The following is a 13,971-nucleotide window of genomic DNA, read 5'->3' on the forward strand; positions in this document are numbered from 1 at the left end:
GGTCACTCGCCCCCGGCCGGGAGCGCGTCGAGCCTGCCCCGGATGCGGGTGATCTCGGCGGCGGCGGTGTCGCGGCGGGCGCGGATCTTGTCCACCACGTCGGCGGGGGCCTTGTCGGTGAACTTGGGGTTGCCCAGCTTGGCCTCGCACTGGGCGAGTTCCTTCTCGGCGACCGACAGGTCCTTGCCCAGCCGCTTGCGCTCGGCGGCGACGTCGACGGTGCCGGAGAGGTCCAGCTCGACGGTGACCGCGCCGCCCGCCAGCGGCACCTCCAGCGCCGCGCTCGGCGCGAACGCCTCGCCCGGGGCGGTCAGCCTGGCCAGCGCGGTCACGGCGGCGGTGTGCGCGGACAGCCCCGCGGCGTCCACACCGGACAACCGGGCGGACACCCGCTGCCCCGGCTTGACGCCCTGGTCGGCGCGGAAGCGGCGGATCTCGGTGACCAGCCTCTGCACCCCTTCGACCCGCTGCGCGGCGGCCGCGTCGGCGGCCGCACCGGCGGGCTTCGGCCAGTCGGCGACGACCAGGCTCTCCCCGCCGGTCAGCGACTTCCACAGGACCTCGGTGACGAACGGCGTCACCGGGTGCAGCAGCCGCAGCACGGTGTCGAGGACGTGGCCGAGCACCGCGCGGGTGGCGTCGGCGCGCTCGCCGCCCTCGGCGATCTGGACCTTGGCCAGCTCCAGGTACCAGTCGCAGTACAGGTCCCAGGTGAAGTGGTAGAGCGCGTCGCACAGCTTGGCGAACTGGAAGCCGTCGAACAGCGTGTCCACATCGGACACCAGGGTGTCCAGGCTGTCCAAGATCCAGCGGTCGGCGTCGGTCAGGGTCGACCGGTCCGGGACCGCGGTGGCCGTGGTGGCGCCGTTCATCAGGGCGAACCGGCTGGCGTTCCACAGCTTGGTGCAGAAGTTGCGCGAGCCCGCCGCCCACTCCTCGGCCAGCGCCATGTCGCTGCCCGGGTTCGCGCCGCGGGCCAGGGTGAAGCGGGTGGCGTCGGCGCCGAAGCGGTCGAGCCAGTCCAGCGGGTCGAGGACGTTGCCGCGCGACTTCGACATCTTCTTGCCCTGCGCGTCGCGGATGAGCCCGTGCAGGTAGACGTGGTCGAAGGGCTGGACGTCCTCGCCCGCGTACAGGCCGAACATCATCATCCGGGCGACCCAGAAGAACAGGATGTCGTAGCCGGTGGACAGGACGCTGGTCGGGTAGAACTTCGCCAGGTCCGGGGTCTTGTCCGGCCAGCCCAGGGTCGACAGCGGCCACAGGCCCGAGGAGAACCAGGTGTCGAGGACGTCGGGGTCCTGCCGCCAGCCCTCGCCGGTCGGCGGCTGCTCGTCCGGGCCGACGCAGACGACCTGGTCGTCCGGGCCGTACCAGACCGGGATGCGGTGGCCCCACCAGAGCTGCCGCGAGATGGTCCAGTCGTGCATGTTGTCGACCCAGTCGAAGTAGCGCTTGGCCAGCTCCGGCGGGTGGACCTGGGTGCGGCCGTCGCGCACGGCGTCCCCGGCGGCGCGGGCCAGCGGCTCGACGTTGACCCACCACTGCAGCGACAGCCGGGGCTCGACCACGGTGTCGCAGCGCGAGCAGTGCCCGACCGAGTGCACGTACGGGCGCTTCTCGGCGACGATGCGGCCCGCCTCGCGCAGGGCCGCGACGACCGCGGGGCGCGCCTCGAACCGGTCGAGGCCCTGGAACGGGCCGGGGGTGGTGATGACCGCCGAGTCGTCCATGACGGTGATCGACGGCAGGTCGTGGCGGCGGCCGATCTCGAAGTCGTTCGGGTCGTGCGCCGGGGTCACCTTGACCGCGCCGGTGCCGAACGCGGGGTCGACGTGCTCGTCGGCCACGATCGGGATGCGGCGGCCGGTCAGCGGCAGCTCGACCTCGGTGCCCACGAGGTGGCGGTACCGCTCGTCGTCGGGGTGCACGGCCACGGCGGTGTCGCCGAGCATGGTCTCCGCGCGGGTGGTGGCGACCACGATCGCGTCGGCGCCGTCGCCGTAGCGGATGGAGACCAGCTCGCCGTCGTCGTCGGAGTGCTCGACCTCGATGTCCGACAGCGCGGTGCGGCAGCGCGGGCACCAGTTGATGATCCGCTCGGCCCGGTAGATCAGGCCGTCGTCGAAGAGGCGCTTGAACACCGTCTGGACCGCGCGGGACAGGCCCTCGTCCATGGTGAAGCGCTCGCGGGACCAGTCGACGCCGTCGCCGAGGCGCTTCATCTGGTCGAGGATCTTGCCGCCGTACTCGGCCTTCCACTCCCAGACCCGCTCGACGAACTTCTCCCGGCCCAGGTCGTGCCGGGAGACGCCCTCACCGGCGAGCTGGCGCTCGACGACGTTCTGGGTGGCGATGCCCGCGTGGTCCATGCCGGGCAGCCACAGCACCTCGTAGCCCTGCATCCGGCGGCGGCGGGTGAGCGCGTCCATGACGGTGTGGTTGAGGGCGTGGCCCATGTGGAGGCTGCCGGTCACGTTCGGCGGGGGCAGCACGATCGTGAACGGCGGCTTGTCGCTGCTCGCGTCGGCGGTGAAGTACCCGGCGTCTACCCAGCCCCGGTACAGCTCCGCCTCTACCGTCGCCGGCTCCCAGGCCGGGGGGAGGTCGATGCTGCGCAGGGTGGGGGTCTCAGTCACGGGAAAGAGTCTACGAACGTCCGGGAAATGGGGTCGAGGCGGGCGGACCTGGGGCTATACCGTCTCGCCATGACGACCCACGCGCACGCGGTGCCGCAGCGCCCCTCCCTGGACGGATTGGAAGCGAAATGGGCCGCGGAGTGGGTCCGGGTCGGCGTCCACCGCTTCGCCGGGGACCGCCCGCGCGCCGAGGTGTTCTCCATCGACACCCCTCCCCCGACGGTGAGCGGTGACCTGCACGTGGGGCACGTCTTCTCCTACACCCACACCGACGTGGTGGCCCGCTTCCAGCGCATGGGCGGCAAGGACGTGTTCTACCCGATGGGGTGGGACGACAACGGCCTGCCGACCGAGCGGCGGGTGCAGAACCACTACGGCGTGCGCTGCGACCCCTCCCTGCCGTTCGATCCCGATTTCCGCATCCCGCCGCCGGCGAAGCCCAAGCAGAAGCCGCGCTCGGTGTCCCGCCGCGAGTTCGTGGCGCTGTGCGCGGAGCTGACCGCCCGCGACGAGCAGGTCTACGAGGAGACGTGGCGGCGGCTGGGGCTGTCGGTGGACTGGTCGCGCACCTACACGACCATCGGCGAGCGGGCCCGGCGCCTGTCGCAGCGGTCGTTCCTGGGCCTGCTCGCGGCGGGCGAGGCGTACCAGGCCGAGGCGCCGACGCTGTGGGACGTGGGGCTGCGCACGGCGGTGGCCCAGGCCGAGCTGGTGGACCGCGACCACGCGGGCGCCTGGCACACCCTGCTGTTCGACGGCCACCCGGTGCAGACGACCCGCCCGGAGCTGCTGCCCGCGTGCGTGGCGCTGATCGCGCACCCGTCCGACGACCGGTACCGGGACCTGGTGGGCACCGGCATCCGCACGCCGGTGTTCGGCGCGGAGGTGCCGGTGCTGGCGCACCCGGCCGCCGATCCGGCGAAGGGCAGCGGGCTGGTCATGTGCTGCACCTTCGGCGACCTGACCGACGTGCAGTGGTGGCGGGAGCTGGGCCTGCCCGCGCGCGCGGTGATCGGCCGCGACGGTCGGCTGCTGCCCGAGGCCCCCGCCGGGGTGGACGCGGACCGCTACGCCGAGCTGGCGGGCGCGACCGCGCACACCGCCCGGGAGCGGGTGGTGGCGATGCTGCGGGACGCGGGTGCGCTGGTGGGCGAGCCGCGGCCGGTGGTGCGGCCGGTGAAGTTCTACGAGAAGGGCGACAAGCCGCTGGAGATCGTCTCCAGCAGGCAGTGGTTCATCCGCTCCACCGCGCACCGCGACGAGCTGCTGGCGCGCGGGCGCGAGCTGCGCTGGCAACCCGAGCACATGCGGGTGCGCTACGAGAACTGGGTGGCGGGCCTGGCGGGCGACTGGCTGATCAGCCGCCAGCGGTTCTTCGGCGTGCCGTTCCCGCTGTGGTACCCGCTCGACGCGGCGGGCGAGCCCGACCACGCCAACCCGATCCTGCCCGCGTCGCTGCCGGTGGACCCGGCCTCGGACACGCCACCGGGCTACACCGAGGACCAGCGCGGGGTGCCGGGCGGGTTCGCCGCCGACCCGGACGTGATGGACACCTGGGCCACCTCGTCGCTGACCCCGCAGTTGGTCTGCGGCCGCGACGACGACCCGGACCTGTACGCGCGGACCTACCCGATGGACCTGCGCCCGCAGGCGCACGAGATCATCCGGACCTGGCTGTTCGGCTCGGTGCTGCGGGCCGGGCTGGACTCCGGGACGCTGCCCTGGCGCACCGCCGTCATCTCCGGCTGGATTCTCGACCCGGACCGCAAGAAGATGGGCAAGTCCAGCGGCAACGGCCTGTCCCCGACCGACCTGCTCGACCGCTTCGGCGCCGACGCGGTGCGCTACTGGGCGGCAGGCGGGCGCCCCGGCACCGACACCGCGTTCGACGAGTCGACCATGCGGGTGGGCAGGCGGCTGGCCACCAAGCTGCTCAACGCGAGCCGGTTCGTGCTCGGCTTCCCCGCCGGGACCGGCGGGGTGACCGAGCAGGTCGACCTGGCGGTGCTGGGCGCGCTGGACGCGGTGGTCGCCGAGGCCACGGCAGCGCTGGCCGGGTTCGACCACACCGAGGCGCTGGTGCGGGTGGAGCGGTTCTTCTGGTTCTGGTGCGACGACTACCTCGAACTGGTGAAGGACCGCGCCTACGGCGACGGCCCGGGCGCGGACTCGGCCCGGTCGGCGCTGCGGGCGGCGCTGTCGCGGCTGCAGCGGCTGTTCGCGCCGTACCTGCCGTTCGCCGCCGAGGAGTGCTGGTCCTGGTGGCAGGCGGGTTCGGTGCACCGCGCGCCGTGGCCGACCGCGACCGGCGGCGCGGACGCCCTCGGTGTGCTGCCGCTGGTGTCGCTGGTGCTGGCGCAGGTCAGGGGGGCGAAGTCGGCGGCGCGGCTGTCGCAGCGCGCTCCGGTGGGCGCGGTGGACCTGACCTGCCTACCCTGGCAGGAGGACGTGCTGCGGGCGGTCGAGGCGGACCTGCGGGCGGCGGGCTCGATCACGGCCGTGCGCTACCGGCGCGGGGAGGGGTTCGAGGTCGCCGTCACCCTCGGCTGAGCGCGCGCCCTGTGCCGTTCGACGCAGCGGGCGGTCGGGTTGCTAACGCGAGCGGGCGTCCTCTCGATGTGGTGGTCACCAGGCGGGTGGCAGGGGAGGCCGGTGGATCGACGAGGGGACGCGCGGCGGACCCGGCTGTGGGCGCTCGAGCGCAGGCTGGTCGCCGCCATGGTGCTGGTGGCCGCCGTCTCGGTGCTGATGCTGCTGGTCGGCATGGGGCTGTTCGCGGGCCGCGGCGGGCTGTCGCCGACCGACGGCGCCGCCGGGGCGCCGCCGGAGTCCGTGCGCAGCCGGACCACGCCGTTCGACGGAACACCCGCGTCCGGCTGGGCCGAGGGCGCGGCGGGGATCGTGCCGCCGCCCCCGGCCCCGGTCGGGCCGTACGACGCCGCCCAGGTCGCCGCCGCCACGTCGCTGGTGCGCGACGCGCTGGTGGCCAGCAGGCTCGACCAGAACCTGGTGACCGGGCACGACCCGACCGGGTACCTGGGGCTGCTGGCCCCGGACGCGGCCGCGGCGCTGCGCCCGCTGTTCGGCACCGGCCGCGAGCCGGAGGCCCAGGCCCTGGTCAGCCTGGCGGACCCGGCCAGCCCGCTGCTGCCCGTGCCGCCCAGGGTGACCGGGGGGATGCGGGTGGAGGAGGGCGAGGAGGGCGAGTTGGTGGTGCACACCAACTACCTGTTCGCCTACGCCTTCGACGCCCCGCCGGGCGCGGTGGTCGACCCGATGGACGCCGTGGTGGTCGTCCGCGCCGACGTGGACTACGTCCTGCGGATCGGCGGCAAGTGGACCAGGAGCAGCCAGGGGCTCTGGTACGGGGACGTCGCGGGCTACGGCTACTCGATCGCCTGCGACGCCTACAAGCGCGGTTTCCTCGCCCCCACCCACACCGACCGCGACGACCGGCGCCCGCTGCCGCGCCCGGACCCGGGCGCCTACTTCGACCCGAGCGCCCCGCTGCCCGCTGAGATCGGGTGCCCGCCCTGAGCCGCCCACCCGGCACCGCCGGGGCCTGAGACCGCGCTCCGAGCGGCTTCGGCCCAGGTCAGCGCCACAGGGGCACGGGCCTGTGGACAACTGGTGGCGCATGTCCCCCCGAGGGACGACCATGGTCCCCATGACGCGGAAACCCCCTGTCGACGATGTCAACGACGACAACCCGGACGTGCGCGAGCCCAAGCGCTGGGCGGCGGGCATCCCCGGCGTCGCGGTGTCGCTGAACCGCGGGGTGCAGCAGATGGGCGCCGCGCGGACGGCGCGGACGCTGCGGCTGCTCAACCAGCGCGAGGGCTTCGACTGCCCCGGCTGCGCCTGGCCGGAGCCGCAGGGGCACCGCAAGCTGGCGGAGTTCTGCGAGAACGGCGCGAAGGCGGTCGCGGAGGAGGCGACCAGGCGGCGGGTCGGGCCGGAGTTCTTCGCCGAGCACTCGGTCGCCGAACTGGCCGGGCGCACCGACCACTGGCTGGGCCAGCAGGGCCGGATCACCCACCCGGTGCTGCTGCGGCCGGGGGCGACGCACTACGAGCCGGTCGACTGGGCGACCGCGTTCGAGGTGATCGCCGGGAAGCTGCGCGGTCTGTCCACACCGGACGAGGCGGCGTTCTACACCTCGGGGCGCACCAGCAACGAGGCGGCGTTCCTGTACCAGCTCATGGTGCGCTCGTTCGGCACCAACAACCTGCCGGACTGCTCCAACATGTGCCACGAGTCCTCCGGCGCGGCGCTGGCGGAGACGACCGGCATCGGCAAGGGCTCGGTGACGCTGGCCGACCTGACGATCGCCGACCTGATCGTGGTGGTCGGGCAGAACCCGGGCACCAACCACCCGAGGATGCTCTCCGCGCTGGAGGAGGCCAAGGGGGCCGGGGCGAAGATCGTGGCGGTCAATCCGCTGCCGGAGGCGGGGCTGCTGCGGTTCAAGAACCCGCAGAACGCGCGCGGCCTGCTGGGCCGGGGCACCGAGCTGGCCGACGAGTTCCTGCAGATCAGGCTCGGCGGCGACCAGGCGCTGTTCCAGGCGATCGGGCACCTGCTGCTGGCCTGGGAGGACGAGGTCCCCGGCACGGTGGTCGACCGGGACTTCGTCGACACCCGCAGCGAGGGCTTCGCCGAGTACGCCGAGCACCTGCGCGGGTTGGACTGGGCGCGGGTCGAGCGGGCGACCGGGCTGGACCGGGCGGAGATCGAGGGGGTCGCCCGGATGTTCGCCGAATCCGAGCGGACGATCGTGTGCTGGGCCATGGGGATCACCCAGCACAAGCACTCGGTGCCGACCATCCGCGAGATCGCCAACGTGGTGCTGCTGCGCGGGATGATCGGCAAGCCGGGGGCGGGGCTGTGCCCGGTGCGCGGGCACTCCAACGTGCAGGGCGACCGCACGATGGGGATCTGGGAGAAGATGCCGGAGAAGTTCCTCGCCGCGCTGGAGGGCGAGTTCGGCGTCGACGTGCCGCGCGAACCCGGCCTGGACACGGTGGGCGCGATCCGGGCCATGCGCGGGGGGAAGGTGCGGGCGTTCTTCGCCGTGGGCGGCAACTTCGTCGCCGCGGCCCCGGACACCGAGGTCACCGAGGCGGCGATGCGGTCGTGCGAGCTGACCGTGCAGGTGTCGACGAAGCTCAACCGGTCGCACGTGGTGCACGGGGAGACGGCGCTGATCCTGCCGGTGCGCGGGCGCACGGAACGGGACCTGCAGGCCGGGGGCGAGCAGTTCGTCACCGTGGAGGACTCGATGTCGGTGGTGCACCGGTCGCGCGGCAGGCTCGAACCGGCGAGCGACCAACTGCTGTCCGAGGTGGGTGTGGTCTGCGGACTGGCGCTGGCGCTGTTCGGACCGGAGCACCCGGTGCCGTGGGCGGAGCTGGCCGGGGACTACGACCTGATCCGGGAGCACATCGCCCGGGTCGTGCCGGGGTGCGAGGACTACAACGCCAGGGTCCGCCTGCCCGACGGGTTCGTGCTGCCGAACGCGCCGCGCGACTCCCGGGAGTTCACCGGGACGCGCGACGACAAGGCGGTGTTCACCGCGAACCCGCTGACCGTGCTGGAGGTCCCCGAGGGCCGCCTGCTGTTGCAGACCCTGCGCAGCCACGACCAGTACAACACCACCATCTACGGCCTCGACGACCGCTACCGCGGCATCAAGGACGCCCGCCGGGTGGTGCTGGTCAACCCCGACGACCTCACCGGGCTGGGGTTGGCGGACGGGGCGATCGTGGACCTGGTGGGCGAGTGGCCGGACGACCCGACCGGTCGGGTCGAGCGGCGGGCGGAGCGGTTCCGGGTGGTGTCGTACCCGACCGCCCGCGGCTGCGCGGCCGCCTACTTCCCGGAGGCCAACGCGGTGGTGCCGCTGGACTCCACGGCCGACCAGTCCAACACCCCGACCTCGAAGTCGATCGTCGTGCGGTTGGAGGTGAGCGCCCACAACCACGTGTGAGCGGGGATCGCCCCGGACCGGGCGGGAACGCCCGGGTGGGTGGTGGGGCCGATCGCGCCCCGCTGTGATCCAGGACTCACCCGGGGATGGCATGATCGGCCCGGTCGCGGGTGTTGTTGTGGTGACCCATCCCCCAGCGAACCGGGAGCGCCACCGATGCCGTCCGCGCCGAGCACCCTGACCTTCTACTCCACCGGTTGGTGCGGCTTCTGCGCGCGCCTGAAGGCAGGACTGGCCGCCGAGGGCATCGAGTACACCGAGATCGACATCGATGAGAACCCGGACGCCGCCGAGTTCGTGATGAGCGTCAACAACGGCAACCGGACCGTGCCGACCCTGCACTACCCGGACGGCTCGACCCAGACCAACCCGTCGGTGTCGCAGGTCAAGGCCGCCCTGGCCGCCTGAGGCCCCGCGCCCGGTCGGTGACCGTGCCACAGCCGGACCGCGCGGGTCGGGGATCGGGCTCACCGCCGGTCTCCGACCCGCGGCCGGTCCGGGGTTCGGCGTCGGGTCAGGACCTGCGGTGGCCGCGGAACAGCAGCCACAGCAGCCACGCCTGCACCAGGGCGACGGCGACCAGGCCCACCCCGGCGACGACCCCGCCCCACGGTTCGGGGAACTCGGGCAGCAGGATGATCACCAGGGAGGCGGGCAGCGTCACCACGAACGCCAGCACCGGGGCGAACGAGCCGTCCGGCGAGTCGTTCGTGGCGATCACCAGGGCGACGCCGATGAAGACCAGCGTGACCACGACCAGGTAGGCCAGCGCGACCTTGCGGGCCGCCCGGCGATTGCTCCACGTCGTCATCGGACCGGCTCCAGCAGGGACATCGCCGCGTTGTGGCCGCCGATGCCGCTGACCCCGCCACCGCGCCGGGAGCCCGAACCGCACACCCGCAGCGCGGCGACGTCGGTTTCCACGCCCCAGCCGGGGTCGTCGGCGAACGGCCAGGACAGGTCGCCGTGGAAGATGTTGCCGCCGGGCATGGCCAATTCCGCCTCCAGGTCGAGCGGGGTCCGCGCCTCGACGCACGGCCGCCCGTCGGCGTCGCGGGCGACGCACTCGTCGATCGGGTCGGCGAGGTGGCGGTCGAGGCCGTCGAGGTAGCGGCGGACCAGGGTGTCGCGCACGCCGTCGTTGTCGTCGGCGAACAGGGTGGGTGGCAGGTGCAGGCCGAACAGGGTCAGCGTGTGCGCGCCGCGGGCCGCCCGCTCCGGGTCCAGGATGGACGGGTCGGTCAGCGTGTGGCAGTACATCTCACCGGGTGGCGTGTCCGGCAGCGCGCCGGAAGCCGTTTGCCGGTAAGCCCTTTCCAGGTCCGCATAGGACTCGTCGAGGTGGAACGTGCCCGCGAACGCCTGGCGCGGGTCCACACCGGACCGCAGCCGGGGCAACCGGTCCAGCAGGAGGTTGATCTTCAGTTGCGCGCCCACCGGCGACGCCGACCCCCTGCCGCGCAACCGGTCCAGCACAGCGGGCGCCACCCCGGACAGCACGTGCCCGGCGCCGAGCACCTGTTCGCCGTCGGCGGTCCGGTAGGTGACCTCGGCGTGCGCGTCGTCCGCGTCCACCCGGGTCACCTCGGCGCCGGTGCGGAGCTGCGCCCCCGCCTCGACCGCCACCCGCGCCAGCTCGGCCGTGACCGATCCCATCCCGCCCGCGGGCACCCGCCACTCCCCCGTCGCGTTGCCGACGAGGTGGTACAGGAAGCAGCGGTTGGCAGGCAGGTCCGCCGAGGTCAGCGAGGTGTGCGTGCCGATCAGCCCGTCCGTGGCGACCACCCCGCGCACCACGTCGTCGGCGAAGGTCTCCTCGATAGAGGTGCCCAGCGGCTGCTCGAACACCTGCCGCCACACGCGCTCCCCCGCCGCGTCCGACACCAGCCGCCGCAGGGCGTCGCGGCTCGGCAGCGGGCCCAGCAGCGTCGGCGCCACCACCCGCGCCATCCGCGCCAGCCCGCCGTAGAACTCCGCCCACCGCTGGAACTCCGCGTCCGACCCGGTCAACTCCCGGAAAGACGCCTCCGTCACCGGCCCGGGTTCGCGTTCCACCAGCAACCCGGTGTCCACCCCGTCCCGCCGCACCGGCGTGTACGACGACACCTCCCGCGACCGCAGGTCCAGCCGCAGCCCCAGGTCCGCCACGATCCGGTCCGGCAGCAGGCTCACCAGGTACGAGTACCGGCTCAGCCGCACCCCGGGGAACGGGCTGGCGCTGACCGCCGCCCCGCCCACGTGCCCGAGCCGCTCCAGCACCACCACCGACCGCCCGGCCCGCGCCAGGTAGGCCGCCGCCACCAGCGCGTTGTGCCCGCCCCCGACCACCACAACGTCATACCGGTCCGTCGCCACGGACCAACCCTAGATCCACGCGGCGGACGTGGGCTACGTCCGCAAGTAGGAGGCGCCGTTGAGGTCGAGGACCGCCCCGGAGGCCCACAGCGCCGGGCCCGAGGCCAGGTAGACCACCGCGGCGGCGACCTCCTCCGGTGTGGCCACCCGGTCGAACGGGCTCTGCGCGCGGATCGCCTGGCCCGAGGCGCCGTCGAGCCGCTGCGAGACCCGCTCGGTCGCCACGAAGCCCGGGGCGACCGAGGTGACGGAGATGCCGTGCGGGGCCAGGGCGAGCGCGAGGGACTGGCCGAGGGCGTGCAGGCCCGCCTTGCTCGCCCCGTACGCCGGGTACTCGGGTTCGCCGCGGAAGGCACCCCGGGAGCCGACGTTGACCACCCGGCCGCCGGTGCCCTGGCGGACCATCACGGCCGCGGCCTGGTGGGTGAGCGCGGCGGCGCCGATCAGGTTGACCCCGACGATCCGCTGCCAGGCGGCGACCCACTCCGCGTACGGGGTGTCCACCGGCGGGTGCGCCGGGTTCATCACCGCGGCGTTGTTGACCAGCACGTCCAGGCCGCCCAGCCCGTCGACCACGGCCTCGACCAGCCCGGGGACCTGCTCCGGGTCGCCGAGGTCGGCCTCGACCAGGACGTGCCCGTCGCCGGGGAGGTCGGCGAGGACGGCGGCGGCCCGGTCCGGGCTCGCCGAGCAGTGCACGGCGACCTTGTCGCCGAGGCGGGCGAACGCCGCCGCCACCGCCGACCCGATGCCACCGGACGCGCCGGTCACCAGCACCCGCCTGCCCGGGACCACGCCACCCGCCCCTGCCCCGATCGGTGCTGCCCCGGCCGCCGCTGTGCCACCCTCGACATCCTCGGTGCTCATGCCGTCCAGCCAAACACAACTAGGGTGGGCGTCATGGGACGGGTGACGGTGCGCAGGACCGTGGTGCGGCTGTCGGCCGGTGAGGCGCGCACGCGGCAGGACACGCTGGTCGCCGAGGAGCCGCTGGAACTCCGCGTCGGCGGGAGGGCGCTGGCGGTGACCATGCGCACACCGGGCCACGACGTGGAGCTGGCGCACGGGTTCCTGCTGACCGAGGGCGTCATCGGCAACGCCGAGGACGTCTCGATCGCCCGCTACTGCGACGGCGTGGACGACCAGGGCCGCAACACCTACAACGTGCTCGACGTCGCCCTGGCCGACGGGGTGCCGCCGCCCGACCCCGGCGTGGAGCGCAACTTCTACACGACCTCCTCCTGCGGTGTCTGCGGCAAGGCGGCGCTGGACGCGGTGAAGCTCAAGACCCGCTTCTCCCCCGCCGCCGACGGGGTGCGCGTGACCCCGCGGACGCTGAGCGCGCTGCCGGACGTGCTGCGCGCCCAGCAGAAGGTGTTCGACGGCACCGGCGGTCTGCACGCGGCGGGGCTGTTCACCGCCGCGGGCGAGCCGATCGCGGTGCGCGAGGACGTGGGCAGGCACAACGCCGTGGACAAGGTGCTCGGCCGGGCGCTGCTCGACGGGCGGGTCCCGCTGGGCGGCACGGTGCTGCTGGTGTCCGGGCGGGCGTCGTTCGAGCTGGTGCAGAAGGCGGCGATGGCGGGCGTGCCGGTGCTGGCCGCGGTGTCGGCGCCGTCGTCGCTGGCCGCGGAACTGGCCGCCGAGCAGGGCATGACGCTGGTCGGCTTCCTGCGCGGCGACACCATGAACGTCTACGCCGGTGCGGACCGGATCGGATGAGGCCGCTGGAGGGGGTGCTGGTCGTCAGCCTGGAGCAGGCGGTGGCCGTGCCGTACGCGACGCGGCTGCTGGCCGACCTGGGCGCCCGGGTGATCAAGGTGGAGCGGCCGGGGACCGGGGACTTCGCCCGCCAGTACGACGCCTCCTGCGGGGAGGTGTCGAGCTACTTCGCCTGGACCAACGTCGGCAAGGAATCGGTGGCCCTGGACCTCAAGGACCCGGCCGGGGCCCGGGTCGTGGCCGAGTTGGTGGCGCGGGCGGACGTGGTCACCTGCAACCTGTCCCCCGGCGCGGCGCGCAGGCTCGGCCTGGACGCGGACACGCTGCGTGCCGAGCACCCCTCGTTGGTGGTGGCGGAGCTGTCCTCGTACGGGGAAGGCGGCCCGTACGGTGACCGGAAGGCGTTCGACGCGCTGATCCAGTCCGAGGCCGGGCTGGTCGCGCTGACCGGCGACGGCGACTCGGTGGCCCGCGCCGGGATCTCGGTCGCCGACATCGCGGGCGGCGTGCAGCTCCAGGCCGCCGTGCTGGCCGCGCTGGTGCGCCGCGGCCGGACCGGTGAGGGTGCGACGCTGCGGCTGACGCTGATGGAGGCGCTGGCCGAGTGGATGCACCAGCCCGCCCTGTACGCCCACGGCACCGGTCGGGAACCGTCGCGGCACGGCGCCCACCACCCGACGATCGCCCCGTACGGCCCGTTCCCCTGCCGCGACGGCGCGGTGCACCTGGCCGTGCAGAACGACGGGCAGTGGCGGCGGCTGTGCGGTGCGGTGGTCGGCAGGCCGGAACTGGCCGAGGACCCGCGGTTCCGCACCGTCGCCGACCGGGTGGCCCGCAGACCGGAGCTGCACGCGGAGCTGCAACCGTCCTTCGACACCGTTGCCGCCGACGACCTGCTGGCCAGGCTGGACGCCGCCGACGTCCCCGCCGCCCGCACCCGCGGGATCGGCGAGCTGACCGCGCACCCGCAGCTCACCGCCCGCGACCGGTGGACGACCGTCCCCGTGCCCGGCGGCGAGGTGCCGATGCTGCGCCCGCCGGTGGACTCCGACGGCTGGACCTGGTCGGCGGCGGCCGTCCCCGGCCTCGGCGAGCACACCGAGCCGGTGCTGACCTGGCTCGGCTACACCGCCGCGGACATCGCCGACCTGCGAACACGCTCGGTGATCTGAACGGGGACGTGTGGCGGGCGCCTCGGTGGGCTATCCGGGTGAAGGTGTGCACGAAGTCGCACGCGGACGGTCACCGGAACCGGGAAACACTCGG

At 73.8% G+C, this 13,971-nt stretch carries 10 protein-coding genes; 6 read left to right on the forward strand and 4 right to left on the reverse strand.

Features of this window, described 5'->3' with window-relative positions; translation table 11 throughout:
- Nucleotides 1-2: 2 nt before the first annotated feature.
- Nucleotides 3-2,639 (reverse strand): valine--tRNA ligase, encoded by a 2,637-nt coding sequence (locus DFQ13_RS25425; protein ID WP_110081622.1) that lies wholly within the window; start codon nucleotides 2,637-2,639, stop codon nucleotides 3-5.
- 69 nt (nucleotides 2,640-2,708) lie between these two features.
- On the opposite strand from DFQ13_RS25425, the gene valS reads away from it, so the two are divergent.
- The 4 genes from valS to DFQ13_RS25445 all read left to right on the forward strand — a co-directional run bounded on the left by valS (nucleotide 2,709) and on the right by DFQ13_RS25445 (nucleotide 9,036).
- The gene (gene valS / locus DFQ13_RS25430) at nucleotides 2,709-5,189 is read left to right on the forward strand and encodes a valine--tRNA ligase (protein WP_110081623.1); all 2,481 of its coding nucleotides are present in this window, start codon (nucleotides 2,709-2,711) and stop codon (nucleotides 5,187-5,189) included.
- A 102-nt stretch (nucleotides 5,190-5,291) separates the two neighbouring features.
- Nucleotides 5,292-6,176, forward strand: a complete 885-nt coding sequence (locus tag DFQ13_RS25435) for a hypothetical protein (protein WP_110081624.1) — start codon at nucleotides 5,292-5,294, stop codon at nucleotides 6,174-6,176.
- 130 nt (nucleotides 6,177-6,306) lie between these two features.
- Nucleotides 6,307-8,628, forward strand: coding sequence for an FdhF/YdeP family oxidoreductase (locus DFQ13_RS25440; RefSeq protein ID WP_110081625.1), 2,322 nt, complete (start codon nucleotides 6,307-6,309; stop codon nucleotides 8,626-8,628).
- Between the two features lie 156 nt (nucleotides 8,629-8,784).
- Nucleotides 8,785-9,036, forward strand: a complete 252-nt coding sequence (locus DFQ13_RS25445; protein ID WP_035282418.1) for a mycoredoxin — start codon at nucleotides 8,785-8,787, stop codon at nucleotides 9,034-9,036.
- A gap of 106 nt (nucleotides 9,037-9,142) precedes the next feature.
- Here the strand turns inward: DFQ13_RS25445 and DFQ13_RS25450 are convergent, their stop codons facing one another.
- From DFQ13_RS25450 to DFQ13_RS25460, 3 genes are read right to left on the reverse strand one after another with little or no spacing between them, the layout of a single operon-like run.
- Entirely contained in the window at nucleotides 9,143-9,439 is a 297-nt protein-coding gene (locus DFQ13_RS25450; RefSeq protein ID WP_035282421.1) for an SCO4225 family membrane protein, read from the reverse strand.
- The gene (locus DFQ13_RS25455; RefSeq protein ID WP_110081626.1) at nucleotides 9,436-10,983 is read right to left on the reverse strand and encodes a phytoene desaturase family protein; all 1,548 of its coding nucleotides are present in this window, start codon (nucleotides 10,981-10,983) and stop codon (nucleotides 9,436-9,438) included. Before DFQ13_RS25455 ends, DFQ13_RS25450 begins: the two co-directional genes overlap by 4 nt.
- Nucleotides 10,984-11,016: 33 nt before the next feature.
- Nucleotides 11,017-11,850 (reverse strand): SDR family NAD(P)-dependent oxidoreductase, encoded by an 834-nt coding sequence (locus DFQ13_RS25460; RefSeq protein WP_110081627.1) that lies wholly within the window; start codon nucleotides 11,848-11,850, stop codon nucleotides 11,017-11,019.
- Between the two features lie 33 nt (nucleotides 11,851-11,883).
- On the opposite strand from DFQ13_RS25460, the gene fdhD reads away from it, so the two are divergent.
- Nucleotides 11,884-12,705 carry a formate dehydrogenase accessory sulfurtransferase FdhD gene (gene fdhD, locus DFQ13_RS25465; protein WP_035282425.1) on the forward strand — a complete coding sequence of 274 codons (822 nt, stop codon included), beginning with the start codon at nucleotides 11,884-11,886 and terminating at the stop codon, nucleotides 12,703-12,705.
- The gene (locus DFQ13_RS25470; protein ID WP_110081628.1) at nucleotides 12,702-13,877 is read left to right on the forward strand and encodes a CaiB/BaiF CoA transferase family protein; all 1,176 of its coding nucleotides are present in this window, start codon (nucleotides 12,702-12,704) and stop codon (nucleotides 13,875-13,877) included. The genes fdhD and DFQ13_RS25470 overlap by 4 nt, the downstream gene beginning before the upstream one ends.
- Nucleotides 13,878-13,971 lie beyond the last annotated feature (94 nt).

This window comes from Actinokineospora spheciospongiae, assembly GCF_003182415.1.
In the GTDB taxonomy this organism is placed as follows: Bacteria; Actinomycetota; Actinomycetes; order Mycobacteriales; family Pseudonocardiaceae; genus Actinokineospora; species Actinokineospora spheciospongiae.

Bases quoted from the DNA above. Each gene is read 5' to 3' on its own strand.
- valS (WP_110081623.1), top strand. From the start codon at position 2,709: ATGACGACCCACGCGCACGCGGTGCCGCAGCGCCCCTCCCTGGACGGA.
- DFQ13_RS25440 (WP_110081625.1), top strand. From the start codon at position 6,307: ATGACGCGGAAACCCCCTGTCGACGATGTCAACGACGACAACCCGGAC.
- DFQ13_RS25445 (WP_035282418.1), top strand. From the start codon at position 8,785: ATGCCGTCCGCGCCGAGCACCCTGACCTTCTACTCCACCGGTTGGTGC.
- DFQ13_RS25450 (WP_035282421.1), bottom strand. From the start codon at position 9,439: ATGACGACGTGGAGCAATCGCCGGGCGGCCCGCAAGGTCGCGCTGGCC.
- DFQ13_RS25460 (WP_110081627.1), bottom strand. From the start codon at position 11,850: ATGAGCACCGAGGATGTCGAGGGTGGCACAGCGGCGGCCGGGGCAGCA.
- fdhD (WP_035282425.1), top strand. From the start codon at position 11,884: ATGGGACGGGTGACGGTGCGCAGGACCGTGGTGCGGCTGTCGGCCGGT.
- DFQ13_RS25470 (WP_110081628.1), top strand. From the start codon at position 12,702: ATGAGGCCGCTGGAGGGGGTGCTGGTCGTCAGCCTGGAGCAGGCGGTG.